This is a genomic window from Paenisporosarcina sp. P4_B8 (genome assembly GCF_056402175.1).
In genome coordinates this window covers 110527-126339 of sequence record NZ_JBFUHX010000003.1, presented here as the reverse complement: position 1 = coordinate 126339, position 15813 = coordinate 110527, and the positions used below count along the sequence as shown (strand labels likewise).

Genomic DNA, 15813 nt, shown 5'->3' with positions numbered 1-15813 from the left:
GTCTACAAACGGCGGACATCATTTGATGGGTACGTATCCCGTTTTTTCTACCAACTCTTGTCCTTCATCCGAAAGAATCCAATCAATGAAGGCTTGGGCATTTGGATTGTTTGTTCCAGCAGTAATTACGTAGAATTCCGCTGTTATTGGATATGTTCCTGAGCGAATGGATTCTTTATCAGGATAGACCCCATCCACCTCCAGCAATCGTTATTCTTATTTTTCACCATTTCTGTAAAGAAAAAACGGAACGTATAACCGATAACATTTTTGTGATTTTTATATTCAGTCACTTCATTGATAACATCGCCGATGCAATATCTTGGGTGGGAGCTTCCATTTTAAACTTATAGCTGTAAAAAGCACAAAAAACTGCCCTTGAACAATTCGATATTGTCCATAGGGCAGTGTTATCCTTCTTATTCGAAATGTTTCTCCAAATCATCCAACATCAACTGGGCAGCTATGTAACCACCAGCTGTATTCCAAATTGTATCGTCCACTTTGAATACTTTATTTGCTTTCGCAACTTCAAGGTTTTGGAACAATGGATCATTAATCCATTCTTCTTCTAATTTTGTTGCTTCTTTGTCACCAGTTTCATACGTAAAATAGAACAAGATATCTCCATCCATTGCAGGGATTCGCTCTTTTGTTACGCCCTTTTCAGCGAAATCAGCAACATCTTGCTCAGCAGGACGTGCAAATCCAAGCTGTTCCAAAATGACACCCGAGAAAGTATCTTTATGGTAAATACGCACATCGCCAGCCATAAAACGAACCATTGATACTTCTTGTTGTGTTTTACCGCCTAAAGATACTTTCATTTCTTCAATCCGGTTATTATAAGCGTCCAATTTTTCTTGGCCAACTTCTTCTTTATTGATTGCTTTTGAGTACAGTTTGAAATTTTCCTGCCAGTCGCCACGCAACGTTTCCGCAAAAACAGTTGGGGCAATTTTGCTCAATTGCTCGTATACTTTTTCATGGCGCATTTTATTACCAATAATCAAATCCGGTTTAAGTGCTGCAATCGCTTCAAGAGAAGGTTCAGACTCCTTACCTACTGGCTTCGTGTCTTTTAATTGTTCAGCTGTGTGTTCATACCAAGTATCTCCAGTGTACGCTTCGACAGCTCCTACAGGTGTGACGCCCATTGTAAGTAAAGCTTCCACACCTTCGTTAGTTAAAACAACAATACGTTTCGGTTCGCCTTTAATTGTTGTTTCACCCATTGCATGAGTCACAGTGTAGCTTTCTTCTTTTACTTTATCTTTGTCTTCACCACTAGTTGGTGTTTTTTCATCTGTTTTGCCACATGCAGCTAAAATGACTAGCATGAAAGCCATTAATAAAAGACCTAATTTTTTCATGTTTTTTTCTCCTTTTATCACTCAATTGAGAATGAAAATCATTTACAACTAGTACTTTATATGCTACGATTTTATTTGTCAACCAGTGGTTTAAATAAAAATTTCAGGGGTCTTTTATGATACATACAAATAGTAAACGCGGATGGGGAATTGCAATTGGCGTGTTTGCCATTCTTTTTCTCATGAGCGCCAGTCTGGTTTATGGCTATACCGATACGACCTGGCGGGATGCATACCTTTCTTTTTTCAATCCAAATGGTTCAAATGAACATCTTATTATTAAGGATGTTCGTTTTCCACGTTCATTAATCGCCGCATTCGTCGGTGCATGTCTTGGTGTTTCTGGTGCCATCATGCAATCAATCACACGAAACCCACTATCCTCACCGAGTATTCTTGGTGTGAACGCAGGTGCAAGTTTCTTTGTAGTTGTGGGCGTTGTGTTTTTCTCCGTGCAAAGTCTGCAGTCCTATATGTGGCTAAGTTTTGCCGGAGCAAGTTTTGCTTTTATTCTCGTGTTCGTTTTGAGTAGCGCAGGTCGTGAGGGACTGACACCGCTTAAATTAACATTAGCGGGTTCCGCCATTACCGCTTTATTTGCTTCCTTTACACAAGGACTATTGGTATTAAATGAGACTGCACTTGATCAAGTATTATTTTGGCTAGCCGGTTCAGTGGCAAATCGACCAATCGAATTGCTAATCACTGCATTGCCCTATATGGCTATCGCTTTGGTAGCAACTTTCTTGCGTGCCAAAGAACTTAATGTATTGAGTATTGGAGACGATGTGGCAGTCGGGCTTGGTCAACGGACTATCTGGATTAAATTTTTCTTTGGTGCTTGTGCTGTGGTTTTGGCAGGGTGTGCCGTTGCTGTCGCTGGGCCTATTGGCTTTGTCGGCATTATTATTCCTCATTTAATCCGCTCTTTAGTCGGACTTGACCATCGCTGGATTCTTCCTTATTCAGCCATAGGGGGAGCCATCCTTCTATTGTTGGCGGATATAGGAAGTCGCTATGTACTCATGCCTCAGGAACTACCAGTTGGTGTCATGACGGCTCTAATTGGTGTGCCGTTCTTTATTTTTGTGGCTCGCAGAAAGCTGGGGATTTAACAAATGAAAATTTTCAATCGAATAGATTTTACACGTCATCCTGTGATCGCCACTATCCTTGTGTTTGCTGCAGTTATTACGGTAATGCTGCTTTCTGCGGGGTCTGGGGAATTCCCACTATCTCCGAGCAAAGTACTTGCTGCTTTATTTGGTTACGGGGAAGAGTTCGACCGTATCATATTGATAGATTTTAGGTTACCTCGTATTATGATGGCCCTTTTTGTAGGTATGGCACTGGCAGTATCTGGCGCAATCCTGCAGGGCATCACGAAAAACCCACTGGCATCTCCTGATTTAATAGGAGTAACGGCCGGAGCTTCATTCGCTGTAGTTTTATTTCTAACTCTATTTTCAGATGAAAATAATGCGCTCACCGTCAGCATTCAGTGGTTACCATTGTTCGCCTTTTTAGGTGCTACGCTGACCGCACTGATTGTCTTTGCACTATCATGGAAAAACGGCATCGCGCCGTTCCGACTTCTTTTGATCGGGATTGCCGTTGCTGCTTTTATGCAAGCAGGGACAACCATCTGGATTTTGATGGGTCCTATTTATCAAGCCAGTCAAGCAACGATTTGGACTACAGGAAGTATTTATGGAGCCAATTGGTCTCAAGTTTCGGTGTTGATGCCATGGGTTCTTTTATTGATATTGATTTCTCTCTTACTTCGTCGACAAATGAATATTTTGGAACTTGGCGATGATATTGCAACGGGGGTAGGTTCGAAGGTTCAACGAAATCGAGTCGTTTTGTTACTGATAAGTACCGGATTGACCGGTGTAGCAGTTGCGTTTGCTGGAGGAATCGGATTTGTTGGATTGCTTGCTCCCCATATTGCCAGAAGAATCGTTGGACCTAAATTTCAATCGATGGTGTTATTTTCAGCGGGTGTTGGCGCATTGCTTGTCCTTATTGCAGACTGGATTGCACGTGTTGCATTTGCACCAATTGAGGTGCCCGCAGGTGTTTGGACTGCAGCTGTAGGTGCACCGTATTTCATTTTCTTATTAATGACCCAACGGAAAAAAGGTAGCGCATAATGAAGAGCCTCATAACGAAAGACCTGGCATCCAGTTTCCGATGGCATATGGATGAAGACGCATTGTATACACTGACCTTTGATCAATTATTTGATCCACAAGTCCGTGAGAACCTTTATTCACGTTTAATGAGTGAATATGGAAGCCCTTCAAGAGGGCATGCCGCTTCGATGACAGCAAAACGAATCGGTTATATGGCAGCTCTCATGATTTATGCCCGTATTAAATATGGGGTTGTAGTTAAGGCAAACGAATGCCGATTTATTACCATTGAGGATAATTCCAAAAATTCTAGTTGGCTGCCAGTTTATTCGTTTCCAATCAATACTACTGAACCACTTCATACAACCGTTCAGTGGATTTCAAAAAATCTATATGCTTCTTTATTGGTTCCGATGGTTGAAATGCTTGCAAAAGAAAAAGGCATTTCCCGTGTCGTGTTGTTCGAAAATATCTTTACCTATGTAAAATGGGTTTTGAAAACCGTACTCAGTGATCACGATACCTTTCAGCGGTTAATCGATTTGCCAACCGAGGAATACGGGATTGTCAAACAACATCCCATCTCTTTATACGCATGTCATCAAGGGACAACACGCAAAACATGTTGTCTGTATTACCAAACTGAAGGTGCCAGCAAACCGTGTAAAAGCTGTCCACTGTAAATACCAAAAAAGCTTGGGCATTTTTCTGTCCAGGCTTTTTTCGTTCTAAGTTTCTTTTCATACGTCAATGGTGTGTTTTCAGAAGAAATGTCCGATATCCTATCGTCCCATGTCATTGCATAAAAAAAGATGAGTACAAGACTCACCTTTTCTAACACTATTAATCTAAGATTTTAATTTTGACTGTTTTACGACCCCAATTTACTGCGTCTTGCTCTTTAGCCATGAACAAATCAATAGTTTGACCTTTAATTGCACCACCAGTATCGCCGGCGATTGCTTCACCATAACCTTCAACCCATACACGTGATCCCAATGGAATGACAGATGGATCTACCGCGATAACTTTTTGGTTCGGATTTGCACGCAAGTCAATACCCGTTGCCGTAGTACCAGAACATCCCGAGCAATAAGCAGTGTATGCTGTTGCTGTTACTGTCATCTCTTTAACTGAAGCTGAAGTTTGTACGGCAGCTGGTGCCGGAGCAGATGCTTTAGCAGTTGATTGAGATTGAGACTGAGCTGGAGCTTTTGCTTTATTAGAAGCAGGTTTAGCCGTTGTATGCGCAGAAGCAACTTTTGTTCCTTCCAATACTAACTGATCACCTGGGAAGATTAAATCACCAGAAATATTATTCCAAGTTTTTAATTCCTTAACTGTTAAGTTGTGCTTTTTAGCGATTTTGAAAAGTGAATCACCTTTTACAACAACATGTTTGTTTACTTTGTCTGCTACTATAAGTTCATCTGATGGATATATAAGAGTAGACTCTAAGTCGTTCCAATCTTGTAAATCTTGTACGCTAACATTGTTGTCCTGGGAAATAGACCACAATGTATCTCCTGATTGTACCGTATGGACGCTAGATGCAGATGCTTGTGCTGCCGCCCCTACTGATAGTGCTGCAATTGTAGTTAGTGCAACGATTTGCTTTTTCATAAATGAATTTCCTCCTTTTCACTAACGAAAACAAGCATACCACCCCCGCATTGCAGATCAATTGCAAAGCCGTGTGTAGAAGTTTTCAATTGCGTGACAGGATTCGACACCTCGTTATATTTGTAATATATACGTTTATGTCCATATTTTATGGATAACATCCAACATCATCTATTTTTTATTAAAAATACGTTTTCACATAAAGTCTCTGTAAAATTTGCGATTTCCTTCTATATAAAGAAAAAACATCTTTCCATGTGGAAAGACGCAGACTGTAGACAGACAAACAATAATATGAGTGAATATACTATTCTATTGAAAAAGATCAGATGCAAGAAAATGTTGATTTCCATTGCGTCGGACGCGTTTCGCGGGCACGGCTTTACCGGTGCTCCTGCATCGCTTCGCTAGCTTCGTCGCAAACGAATAGTGCAAACTTACATTTGCACTATTCGTTTCCTGCTATTTTTGTTAAATTCCTTTACACTGAAAAAAACAACTTCAAGGAGGAAGTTCATCATGGCACTTCATTCATTTCATTTAACCGCAAATTGGCCCGGTCTCCGTAATGACGTAGGCACCATTCAGACCGCAAACTTACATACCGAAATTTCGATTCCACCAGAAATGGATGGACCAGGTATTGGAACAAATCCCGATGAAATGTTATTGGGTGCAGCCGCTACCTGCTACATTATTACACTCGCAGCTATGCTAGAACGAAGCAATATTGAAAAAGAAAGTTTGACGATGACGTCTGAAGGCATCGTGGATATTACCAATGGAATCATCACATATAAAAAAATCATTCATCGTCCCCATCTTATTTTATGTTCCGAAAAGGATTTGGATTTAGCTCGGAAACTGTCGCAGAAAGCCGAAAGCTCATGTATGATCAGTCGAGCATTAAAAGGAAATGTGGAAATCGAATTAGAAGCAAACCTGGAAGTTAATTAAACTCTATTAGAGAAGAGGGATCAGATGGATTTACAGTTACAAGATAAAATTGTTCTCGTGACCGCATCGAGTAAAGGTTTGGGAAAAGCAACGGCTTTGGAATTTGCAAAAGAAGGCGCTACCGTCCTATTATCGAGCCGTAATGTAGAGACATTGGATAGCACTGTTAAAGAAATCCAGCAGCTGACAAATAATCCGAAAGTCTATTACAAGAAATGTGACATGTCTTCTGTAGAAGACCTACATGCTCTTTTCTCATGGGTATCAGAAGAATTCAATGGTGTGGATATTTTAGTTAACAATACAGGTGGACCAACAGCTGGAGGATTCAAAGATGTAACAGACTCAGATTGGATGGCGGCCTTTGAGAAAAACTTACTGAGTTATATCCGTACGACTCGTGCTGTTTTGCCTCACATGCAATCAAATGATTTTGGTCGCATCATCAATATTGCTTCTTCTTCAACAAAAGAAGTGATTGATGGATTGATTCTCTCCAATACATTCCGTTCTGGAATGGTCGGAATGACGAAAAGTCTGGCCCGTGAATATGCAAAATATAATATTTTAGTGAATACGATTGGTCCTGGACGCATCGCTACTGACCGTGTGGCAGAACTTGACCATCTGGCAGCCAGTCGCCAGAATGTCTCTATAGAAGACATTGTCAAATACAGTGAGAGTCTTATTCCTATGGGGCGTTATGGACAGCCAGAGGAATTTGCTAAAATCGTATTATTCTTGGCTTCCCCCTTAAATACATATTTGACTGGTCAATCTCTGGTGATTGACGGCGGTATGTTAAAAGCGTTATAACTTTTCGCACCAGTCTTTCATGGATTGGTGCTTTTTTCAATTAATAAAAAAAATTCCATTCTCTGATTAGAACGGAAGGATTACAAGAGTTTTATGATAGACCCTTTCCGCCTAGTGGGGAAAACGTATTCATCGTATTCATTCCCTTAATAAGAGGGCGGCCTTTTTGTATCAACATTTTTACTGCATCAAGTGATAGAGAAGCTTTATGTGCTTCTGCGTTTTGCCAAACTTCAGTAACCCAAATCTACACTAACGATATAAAGCTCACATTCTTCCAGTGTGTTCATCGCCTCTGCAGCTTCCAACAATATACCGACCAATTCATCACGTTTACCTTCAACGGTCGTGATTTCTCCAAACATACCAAATCTGATCATCATATTCTCCTTTACATACCAACCGGATATTGAGGTAATTTCAGGTGGAATGTGGTTCCTTGATCAATCACACTGTTCACAGTCATTTGTCCACCGTGATCATTAATTGTGGTAAATACTTGTGTTAACCCTAAGCCAGTGCCATCACTTTTACTTGAATAGAAAGGAGTTCCAAGCAAATTTAGTTTATCTTTCGGAATGCCCACTCCCGTATCACTGATTTTCACATGGACTAGGTCATCTTGAAAGTAATGCTCTATTCGGAGCTTTCCTTTCGACGGCATCGATTCGATTGCATTTTTTATCAAATTAAAAAACGCTTTCAAATATAGATTTTTCTTGCCATAAATATGTTTCCTACAATTCCTTATATCCATTTCAAGTTCTATATTGTATAGCTTGTCCTGAAATAAGAAGACGATTGAATTCAACTCTTTACATATGTCGATCTGGACTAGCTGTTCTTCGTAAAGGTTCGGCCTAGATACTTGAAGTAAATTTTGCAATGTGTCGATGGCCTTCTCTAGTTCGCTTTCCATCGTGAATAAATAAGGATGTGAATTATGTTCTTTCAATAATTGCAGAAAACCTTTTACTGATGTAAGAGGATTTTTTACTTCATGAGCGATTCCAGCAGCAATTTGCCCAATTGAAGCCAATTTTTGTCGGTCATTTAACATTTTTTCAGTTTCTTTTCGAACTGTGATATCCCGCAATACGGTTTGAATGGCTCTTCTGTCACCGAATTGTACTGGATGACAGTATAGCTCGACATCGACCAGCGTCCCATCAAAACGCGTAATGGTTTGTTCGATCATGCGAGTCGGTTCATTTCCAATCATGGTTTTTTGAATTTTTTCCCGAATCATGTCCTTCATGTCGTCCTGAAAAATGTTTAAGAAATCCTTGCCAATGAACTCATCTTTTGAACCTCTTAGAAAATTCGAGCCGGATTGGTTAATATAAAGGACTTCTTGATTAACATGAATAATGATGGTTTCTACAGAGTATTCAATTATCTGACTATACATTATTTCGCTATTTACTTTCGATTCCATAGACTCTAACACTTGATTCATGATTCGGCTCCATTCTACATTGGACTGGGCAAATATGTGAAGGATATCTAAAAAAACCGTTACAAATTGATAGTTACTCCAATTAAATATCTAATTAATATGAATTTTCTCTTAATTATATATATTGTAACTGATAATTTCATGAATGAAAACATATATTTACCATTTTTAATGCAAATATCAATGATTTTTAAGAGTTTCATCTAAAATAATTAGCATTATGTTCTTCATTGCAAAAAAAATCATATTTTCTTCTCGCTTTTTCTATCTTTTTACCTAGCATAAAAAATTCAATTATTACTTAATAGAAATCCAAAATCTTCTCTTCATCACGCCTTCTTCCGTGATGAATAAATCGTCCTCTATTCCTCCGTTATTCATAATCACTTTAGCAGAACCTACATTGTCTTCATCACAGGTGATTAGAACTTGATCAATCTGTAGCTCTTTACATTTTGTTAAAACTTCTTTTAACAAGTAGGTTGCGTACCCTTTTTTACGTTCACTTGGAAGAATACCATATCCGATATGTCCTCCGATATTCCGCAAAAATTCGTTCAGTTCATGACGAATATCAACCATGCCGATTATTTTATCTTTACCGTCTATTAAAAAATAATGGGAACTTGGAACCCATGGATGTTCTCCCTTCGCACGTAAATCCAATGCGAATAAAAACTTTTCATATGTATCAAATCCCGATAAATCCATACTACTCGGAACCATTCGATCGGAACCCCACTCYACCATGAAATTTTCATGTTGTTGTTTCCACTCAAGTGATGGTTTGACTAATCTCATTCATGTTCCTCCAAATCAATTAAACGTTTAATCAAAAAAAAAGTTACAGATACTTTTCAGGATAATTTAAATATTCTCATTTCTCTCATTATATGTGAAAATCACCACTTTTGAATAGAGTCCAATTTGTTTGCGATTGAACAAAATAAAAACGAGGATTCTCTAGGAATCCTCGCGTGCATTTTATTTTTTGTAAAAGTTTTTTTGATCGCTTTTCACTGCATCTTGCGGTGAATCTGAAGTACCGAAATTCTTAACATCATCAAAGCTATCTTCGTAATCACGGACGCCACCTGTATCTTTTATTGGGTGTTCCGTCGAAGAACCAAGAATGTCTTCTTCAGATGGTCGACCATCCGTGCCAAAATCATGATTTGCGTGTTCAATGCACGTACGTGCAGTCGGCAATGCTTCCAGTCGTTCAAACGGAATATCTTCCCCACATACGGTGCAAATACCATATGTTCCATTTTCGATAGCCTGCAAAGCTGATTCAATTTGTTCGACTTCCTCTTCTTTATGGTGTTCAATTGCCATTTCTGTATTTTGATCAGTTAAATCCGTCGCGTTATCTGCCGGATGATTATCATAATTGGATAACTCCGTTGTTTCTAAATGATGGTCTTCATGAAGACGGTTTTTCACATCTTCCAGATCTTGAGTAAGTTGGTCTTTTAGTTGTTTCAAGTGTTGATCATTCATGAATAGTTCCTCCAAGTTCTTTTCGCTTTCCCTATCTATTTCCTTTAATGCGGAAATCAAACCTTCTTTTGAAATTTTGAATGAAAGGCGTATGATTATAGAAGAAAACTGGAGGGGGAATTCGCCTTGTCTAAAAATCCTTATTTACTTGTTACCGGAGGCGTTTTTGCTCTGTTTATTGCCATGAGTATCGGCCGCTTTGCCTACACGCCAATTCTACCTTTTATGCAACATGAAAGTGGCTTCTCTACCCGATTTGCCGGATATTTGGCATCAAGTAATTATGCTGGTTATTTGGTAGGTGCCGTGATTGCAAGCGTCGTTCCTTTAAAGCGCAACAGGGCCATTTTTTTGCGTATCTCTATTGTCATCAGTATTTTATTAACGTTAGTCATGGGACTTACATATAATCATACCGCATGGATGGTCTGGCGATTCCTGTCCGGCATTACAAGTGCATTCGTCTTCGTGCTTGCTTCCAGTTTGATATTGGATCAGTTGGCCAAACAAAGTAAACTCGGTCTGGTCGGTGTCATGTATGGAGGAGTTGGTCTAGGAATTTTCGTATCAGGCATGCTTGTTCCACTATTAATAAACAAGTTTCACTATGAAGGTGCCTGGATAGGACTTGCGTGTTTGGCAGCAGTATTAAGTATCGTAGTCTTCTCAACTGTTAAAGAAGACCACTCTGAACCGGCTATTAGTTCAGCTGCTGACGTCTCAACACCATCCAAAACACCAAAATGGCTACCTTGGTTACTCGTAGCGTATGGGTTAGAAGGATTAGGTTATATCGTGACAGGCACATTTATTGTAGCCATCGCTAAAATGACTCCCGCTTTCAGTGGAAACGCTACGAGTGTCTGGGTTTTAGTCGGTTTGGCTGCAATACCTTCGTGTGTCATATGGGCTTATTTTGGCAGTAAATTTGGCTACATGTTGTCACTGATGATTTTATTGATTATCCAGTCAATTGGTATCGCTTTGCCAGCCCTGTCTGAATCTTCTACAAGCTTTTATGTGAGTGCTATTTTATTTGGAGCTACTTTTATGGGGGTTACCACTCTTGCCACAGCATTTGCTCGTAACAAAAATCCCCATGGCAGTGCGAAAGTTATCGCAATCATGACCACTATTTATGCACTGGGACAAATGTTCGGTCCCTCTATAGCAGGAGTTTTAGCTGCCGAGACCGAAAGTTATGCATTAGCAATTTCTTGTGCAGCATCTGTAGTGTTTATCGGTGCACTCTTCTTATTGCCTTTAATCAAGCATGAAAGGTTGGAAACTAAAAGTGATGTTAATTAAACAAATCGACCATATTCAATTGGCTGCTCCAATAGGAAGTGAAGAGACAGCACGCTCTTTTTATCGGGACGTACTTTCTTTAGAAGAAGTCGAAAAGCCTGAAAGCCTGAAACAGAATGGCGGTGTTTGGTTTTCAAATGGGAGTGTTCATATTCATATTGGCGTAGAACAATCTTTTGTTCCTGCAAAAAAAGCGCATCCTGCATTCGAAGTAAGTGAACTCGAAGAATTGGCAGATCATATTCGTAGTAAAGGCATATCGGTCCTGACGGATGATAGATTACCAGGAGCCAACCGCTTTTATGTAAATGACCCTTTCGGAAACCGTTTGGAATTTTTGGAGTGGTTGAAAAAATGAAATCATGATTAAAAATGAAAACGTGACACCTGAGTTCAGGCGTCACGTTTTTGTCAGTTCATTTTTTATATAGGCTCTGTTAACTTTTATTGTTGATTTTCCATAAAAAGAGAGGGTATTTGCTCCCTTTCCGCGGACGAACAGGATGTTGGTCACGAAGGCGTTGCCACAAAATTGCATTTTGCGACGAGTAACCGCAGGAGTAGCACTTTTGAAGCGTGATACCCACAAGTATGTGATTTTCATACGTTGGCTCATGCGGACATGCGGCTAGCGTAAATGTACGATAATCAACAGTAGCGTTTAACAAAGCCTTTAAATAAAAGGTATTAGTCAATACCTACAAGTGTGCTGCGTCTTTCCAATACCGTATTATCACGCCAGACCCCGTCCATCTTACCCATTCGCTCATGAAATCCGACTTCCCGAAAACCGCAGGACAAATGTAGTTTGAGGCTCGCTACATTTTCAGGGAAAATGACTGCTTTTAATGTCCAAAAACCCTTTTGTTCAGATGTTTTGATTAGTTCCTGTAGTAAACGCTTGCCTACACCTCTACCTTTCGATTCTGGATGTACGTAGATACTGACTTCACCCACCCCTGCATAAACAGGACGTGCCGAAGTATATAGCACCTTCGCCCAAGCCAACACGCGATTATTTTCTTCTGCAACCAAGTGACACTTGGGATGAGAGGTTTCCATCCATTTTTCATACGTTGGTGACTGTGTTTCAAAAGTGGCATTTTTCGATTTGATGCCCTCTTCGTAAATCTCTTTTACCTCTTGCCAGTCAGTTGCAAGCATGGGACGAATTTTCACGGACATTTTCATACCTTCTTTATCTATTTAATTTTATTTTAGTTTTTATTTGCATTTTGCAAATAAATAACATATAACTATATTAAAGAGGTGAATCATGGAAAATAAACGTGAGTTATTTCAAGTATTGACCCGCCGCTTCGGCCTTTTGAATAAAAATTGTTGCGCCATTGGTGGCATTGATATTTCAGCTGTGCATAGTCATATTCTATACGAAATTGATAAGCAACATGAACCAACCATGCAACAAATTGCAGACCTTTTGGCAATTGATGTAACGACATTCAGTAGACAGATTCAAACATTAACCAAAATGGGACTGGTCACAAAATCCCCTTCCCTTGATGATAAAAGGTATTATAATTTATCCTTAACTACTCAAGGCAAATTCATGGCTACTGCCATTGAAACTTCCATGAATAATTACTTGGATGAAATTTTTTCACATATGAATGAATTTGAACAAGAAACAGTCTTGAGATCTATTAAATTATTGAACAATGCTATGGCAAAATCAAGTGTGTGCTGTACGCCTATTATATGAGCAAGAGAAATCTTGCTTATTTATTCACTATATACTTGCATTATGCAAATAAAGAAAAGAGGGACTAACGATGAACAATGAAAAAATGAGTTTTAACATTTTGACGAATTGCTGTAGTTCTCCTGAATCTATACTCGAGGAAACGAATTTGCCAACGGTAATCGTCGGAGCAGGGCCGGTCGGTTTGGCTGCAGCCGCGCATCTGGCAGCTAAAAACGAACAGTTTTTGATAATCGAAGCCGGACCCACAGTAGGACATAATATTTTAAAATGGGGTCACGTCCGATTATTTTCCCCTTGGCAATATAATATCGACAAAGTGGCTTTGAAGCTATTGGAAGAAAGCCACTGGAAGGCACCTGTCATGAAGAGACTACCTTTTGGTAAAGATCTTGTGGAAGACTATTTAATCCCTTTAGCCAATCTGCCTCAAATTAAACCATTCATCAAATTAAATGCAAAAGTAGTGGCAATCAGTAAACAGGGAATGGACAAAATGAAAGATGCCAACAGAGAGGGACAGTCTTTCATCCTGTATATCGAAAAAGAAGGCACAACTGAAAGAATTGAAGCAAAAGCAGTCATAGATGCCACTGGTACTTGGGCACAACCAAATCCCGTGAATGCAGATAACGTGTGGACAAAAGGGGAAGAATTGCTTTCACCTCATATCACATACGGCATTCCAAATATAAAAGAAACAGAACGTATTAAATTTGAACAAAAACGTGTGGCTGTTGTCGGTGGTGGTCATTCTGCAATCAATACAATCTTGGAATTAGCTGAATTGGAAGGAACGGAAATCGTGTGGATTCTGCGTAAGAATCGTGTCGAGGAAGTTTATGGTGGAGAATCCCGGGATGCACTTCCAGCAAGAGGTCAATTAGGTTCACGTATTCATCAACTGGTGGACAGCGGCAAAATTAGCGTTCATACCCCTTTCCTGGTAAATGAAATCTCTAAAGAGAATGGCAAGTTAACCATTCATGGTACTATGAAAAACGAGAGATACTTAATTGATAATATCGATGAAATCATTGCAAACACTGGCTCTCGACCTGATTTCAGTTTCCTGCGTGAAATTAGACTCGACATTGATTCCGCTATCGAGAGTGTATCTGCCTTGGCACCACTTATTGACCCGAATATTCACAGCTGCGGGACCGTTCGTCCTCACGGAGAAGCTGAACTTCGGCAACCAGAAAAGAACTTTTATCTTGTGGGCATGAAGAGTTACGGGCGTGCGCCAACATTTTTGATGGCCACTGGCTACGAACAAGTCCGTTCCATTGTTGCCCACTTAACAGGTGATCAGGATGCGGCAAAACGTGTGGAACTGGATTTACCTGAAACGGGTGTTTGCAGTACAAATATCGGTGGGAAGAGTTCATGTTGTTAACAATATGGAGGGTTTAAAATGGTCGTAAACAATGGCGGGAATTTATCAATAGCTTATTTTATCGCTTATCTGAATTTAATTATCCAAGCGAAGCAATGCTCCGTTATCTGTGCACAACAATACATGCTCGAAAAATTCTTTAAAGGAAATCCGAACCACTTTGATCCAGTAACCTATCAGTCATTTATTCAGGCAACTAGTGAAATTAATAAGTGATGCATTTTGGCATAGTTACTTTGAATTTAGGTAACTATGCCTTCTTTTTACTGTTTTTTTCATTGCCACGTTTAAAGTTTCCGGTAATTTTCGCAAGAGTCAACTGGATTTCTTTATCTGTTTCAGCAGCTTGAATTTTTTAAATCAGCCTCTCTGCTTCCTTGCCTTTTACAATTTTGATCTCTTTCCCCTTAAAGTCAATAAAGACCGAATTATTTTTACTCACTCGATAACTAAAAACCTCTTCATCCAGACGATTTCGTTTATCTATATTGCTCATCTTTTAAAACATCCTTTGTAGTTAGTTAATTCCATTCAGGTAATGTTTTACGGAATCCATAAAAAGGTCTGAAGCCATGTTGTTCATAATAAGTATGTGACGTCGAGCTTGCCAACATTTCCATTCTGGTTGTTGGGTATTGGTTATGTACAAACTTGAGCAACTGTTGCCCAACTCCCTGACCGCGTACCTGTTCACTGACGAGGATTTCACAAATATAAAGTGTGATTGCTTGATCGGTCATTCCCCTCACATAGGCAACTATTACTTCATTGATTGTTGCTACATATGCAATATTGGAATGATCCCACGCTTTTTTTGTGTCTTCTTCTTTTTCTACGAGATTATTCCATCTTTCCAGCTGGTTCAATTGCTTGATGAATGGATAGTCACTCGGTTTGTATGGGCGGATTAGTATGGAAGGTTTCATGTTATTACCTCAATTTTATATATGTTTATTTTTTACATTGTTGTATGATTTATCTATACGCTTTAATGAGGGTGGTGTAACCGATGGTTAAGAATGAAAAGCTGACTATCGGCGTATTTCTTCTAGCAATTTCTGAAGGAATTTATTATACATTCAAGGCAAGGGATTATGTTTATATGGAAGACTACATGATTCACATTTCACTTTTAACCATGGTCATTTTTCAAACGTTTTTTTTGCACGTTTTTCTGATAGAGCCTACTCAACAAAAACGCAAGTATCGGGTACTTTTATTTCTATACGGGATATTGATTGGTTTACCGATTTACTACTTCGTCATACATCCTCAATATACATTTCATGATGCTCAATTGTTAATTGAACAAAAAGAAAACGTAGAGCTGCCGAACAAAGACAATGCTGTGAAATTCAATGTTGATGATTTTGGATGGAAACACACAAAAAAAATTCCTACACACGGCAACAATGAACTTTATTTTATCGCGGCTATTAAAGATGAAAAGATCTTATACTACACTTTCAATCCAAGAACAGGTGAATATTTCCTCTTCCAACCTTGAACAGCCA

General features: G+C 39.3%; 20 protein-coding genes and 1 pseudogene. 11 read left to right on the top strand and 10 right to left on the bottom strand.

What is annotated here, in order from left to right; translation table 11 throughout:
* Positions 1 to 18: 18 nt before the first annotated feature.
* Positions 19 to 198, bottom strand: a complete 180-nt coding sequence (locus AC1DSK_RS04385; RefSeq protein ID WP_477546903.1) for an extracellular solute-binding protein — start codon at positions 196 to 198, stop codon at positions 19 to 21.
* Between the two features lie 221 nt (positions 199 to 419).
* A complete protein-coding gene (locus AC1DSK_RS04380) occupies positions 420 to 1373 on the bottom strand; it encodes an ABC transporter substrate-binding protein (RefSeq protein WP_477546774.1) in 954 nt (317 codons plus the stop codon).
* Between the two features lie 116 nt (positions 1374 to 1489).
* Here AC1DSK_RS04380 and AC1DSK_RS04375 point away from each other — a divergent pair, with 116 nt between their 5' ends.
* Genes AC1DSK_RS04375 through AC1DSK_RS04365 form a run of 3 tightly spaced genes read left to right on the top strand, consistent with a single transcriptional unit; the run spans position 1490 to position 4194 of the window.
* A complete protein-coding gene (locus tag AC1DSK_RS04375; protein ID WP_477546773.1) occupies positions 1490 to 2488 on the top strand; it encodes a FecCD family ABC transporter permease in 999 nt (332 codons plus the stop codon).
* A gap of 3 nt (positions 2489 to 2491) precedes the next feature.
* Positions 2492 to 3529 carry a FecCD family ABC transporter permease gene (locus AC1DSK_RS04370; RefSeq protein WP_477546772.1) on the top strand — a complete coding sequence of 346 codons (1038 nt, stop codon included), beginning with the start codon at positions 2492 to 2494 and terminating at the stop codon, positions 3527 to 3529.
* Positions 3529 to 4194, top strand: coding sequence for a (2Fe-2S)-binding protein (locus tag AC1DSK_RS04365; RefSeq protein WP_477546771.1), 666 nt, complete (start codon positions 3529 to 3531; stop codon positions 4192 to 4194). The genes AC1DSK_RS04370 and AC1DSK_RS04365 overlap by 1 nt, the downstream gene beginning before the upstream one ends.
* Before the next feature lie 160 nt (positions 4195 to 4354).
* Here the strand turns inward: AC1DSK_RS04365 and AC1DSK_RS04360 are convergent, their stop codons facing one another.
* Complete coding sequence (locus AC1DSK_RS04360) at positions 4355 to 5134, bottom strand: 3D domain-containing protein (protein WP_477546770.1); 780 nt, start codon at positions 5132 to 5134, stop codon at positions 4355 to 4357.
* 519 nt (positions 5135 to 5653) lie between these two features.
* Here AC1DSK_RS04360 and AC1DSK_RS04355 point away from each other — a divergent pair.
* Both AC1DSK_RS04355 and AC1DSK_RS04350 read left to right on the top strand, forming a co-directional pair.
* Positions 5654 to 6091: an OsmC family protein gene (locus AC1DSK_RS04355; RefSeq protein WP_477546769.1), complete on the top strand. Its 438-nt coding sequence runs from the start codon at positions 5654 to 5656 to the stop codon at positions 6089 to 6091.
* Positions 6092 to 6115: 24 nt separating this feature from the next.
* Positions 6116 to 6907: an SDR family oxidoreductase gene (locus tag AC1DSK_RS04350; protein ID WP_477546768.1), complete on the top strand. Its 792-nt coding sequence runs from the start codon at positions 6116 to 6118 to the stop codon at positions 6905 to 6907.
* Positions 6908 to 7140: 233 nt separating this feature from the next.
* Here AC1DSK_RS04350 and AC1DSK_RS04345 read toward each other — a convergent pair whose 3' ends face one another.
* The 4 genes from AC1DSK_RS04345 to AC1DSK_RS04330 all read right to left on the bottom strand — a co-directional run bounded on the left by AC1DSK_RS04345 (position 7141) and on the right by AC1DSK_RS04330 (position 9869).
* The gene (locus AC1DSK_RS04345; protein WP_477598083.1) at positions 7141 to 7290 is read right to left on the bottom strand and encodes a hypothetical protein; all 150 of its coding nucleotides are present in this window, start codon (positions 7288 to 7290) and stop codon (positions 7141 to 7143) included.
* Between the two features lie 8 nt (positions 7291 to 7298).
* Positions 7299 to 8366: a two-component system sensor histidine kinase NtrB gene (locus tag AC1DSK_RS04340; RefSeq protein WP_477546766.1), complete on the bottom strand. Its 1068-nt coding sequence runs from the start codon at positions 8364 to 8366 to the stop codon at positions 7299 to 7301.
* Between the two features lie 297 nt (positions 8367 to 8663).
* A complete protein-coding gene (locus tag AC1DSK_RS04335; protein ID WP_477546765.1) occupies positions 8664 to 9167 on the bottom strand; it encodes a GNAT family N-acetyltransferase in 504 nt (167 codons plus the stop codon).
* 183 nt (positions 9168 to 9350) lie between these two features.
* Positions 9351 to 9869 (bottom strand): TraR/DksA C4-type zinc finger protein, encoded by a 519-nt coding sequence (locus AC1DSK_RS04330; RefSeq protein WP_477546764.1) that lies wholly within the window; start codon positions 9867 to 9869, stop codon positions 9351 to 9353.
* A gap of 126 nt (positions 9870 to 9995) precedes the next feature.
* Between AC1DSK_RS04330 and AC1DSK_RS04325 the strand changes: the two genes are divergently transcribed.
* Positions 9996 to 11177 (top strand): YbfB/YjiJ family MFS transporter, encoded by a 1182-nt coding sequence (locus AC1DSK_RS04325; RefSeq protein WP_477546763.1) that lies wholly within the window; start codon positions 9996 to 9998, stop codon positions 11175 to 11177.
* Positions 11167 to 11535 carry a VOC family protein gene (locus tag AC1DSK_RS04320; RefSeq protein ID WP_477546762.1) on the top strand — a complete coding sequence of 123 codons (369 nt, stop codon included), beginning with the start codon at positions 11167 to 11169 and terminating at the stop codon, positions 11533 to 11535. The genes AC1DSK_RS04325 and AC1DSK_RS04320 overlap by 11 nt, the downstream gene beginning before the upstream one ends.
* Before the next feature lie 329 nt (positions 11536 to 11864).
* Here AC1DSK_RS04320 and AC1DSK_RS04315 read toward each other — a convergent pair whose 3' ends face one another.
* The gene (locus AC1DSK_RS04315; protein ID WP_477546761.1) at positions 11865 to 12362 is read right to left on the bottom strand and encodes an N-acetyltransferase family protein; all 498 of its coding nucleotides are present in this window, start codon (positions 12360 to 12362) and stop codon (positions 11865 to 11867) included.
* Positions 12363 to 12453: 91 nt separating this feature from the next.
* On the opposite strand from AC1DSK_RS04315, the gene AC1DSK_RS04310 reads away from it, so the two are divergent.
* The 3 genes from AC1DSK_RS04310 to AC1DSK_RS04300 all read left to right on the top strand — a co-directional run bounded on the left by AC1DSK_RS04310 (position 12454) and on the right by AC1DSK_RS04300 (position 14515).
* Positions 12454 to 12900, top strand: a complete 447-nt coding sequence (locus tag AC1DSK_RS04310) for a MarR family winged helix-turn-helix transcriptional regulator (RefSeq protein ID WP_477546760.1) — start codon at positions 12454 to 12456, stop codon at positions 12898 to 12900.
* A 70-nt stretch (positions 12901 to 12970) separates the two neighbouring features.
* A complete protein-coding gene (locus tag AC1DSK_RS04305) occupies positions 12971 to 14299 on the top strand; it encodes an NAD(P)-binding domain-containing protein (protein WP_477546759.1) in 1329 nt (442 codons plus the stop codon).
* A gap of 18 nt (positions 14300 to 14317) precedes the next feature.
* Entirely contained in the window at positions 14318 to 14515 is a 198-nt protein-coding gene (locus tag AC1DSK_RS04300; RefSeq protein WP_477546758.1) for a hypothetical protein, read from the top strand.
* A gap of 34 nt (positions 14516 to 14549) precedes the next feature.
* On the opposite strand, the pseudogene AC1DSK_RS04295 reads toward AC1DSK_RS04300, so the two are convergent.
* Positions 14550 to 14795: pseudogene (locus tag AC1DSK_RS04295) on the bottom strand (hypothetical protein).
* Positions 14796 to 14820: 25 nt separating this feature from the next.
* Positions 14821 to 15225, bottom strand: a complete 405-nt coding sequence (locus AC1DSK_RS04290; protein ID WP_477546757.1) for a GNAT family N-acetyltransferase — start codon at positions 15223 to 15225, stop codon at positions 14821 to 14823.
* Positions 15226 to 15308: 83 nt separating this feature from the next.
* Here AC1DSK_RS04290 and AC1DSK_RS04285 point away from each other — a divergent pair, with 83 nt between their 5' ends.
* Entirely contained in the window at positions 15309 to 15806 is a 498-nt protein-coding gene (locus AC1DSK_RS04285) for a hypothetical protein (RefSeq protein WP_477546756.1), read from the top strand.
* Positions 15807 to 15813: the final 7 nt, after the last annotated feature.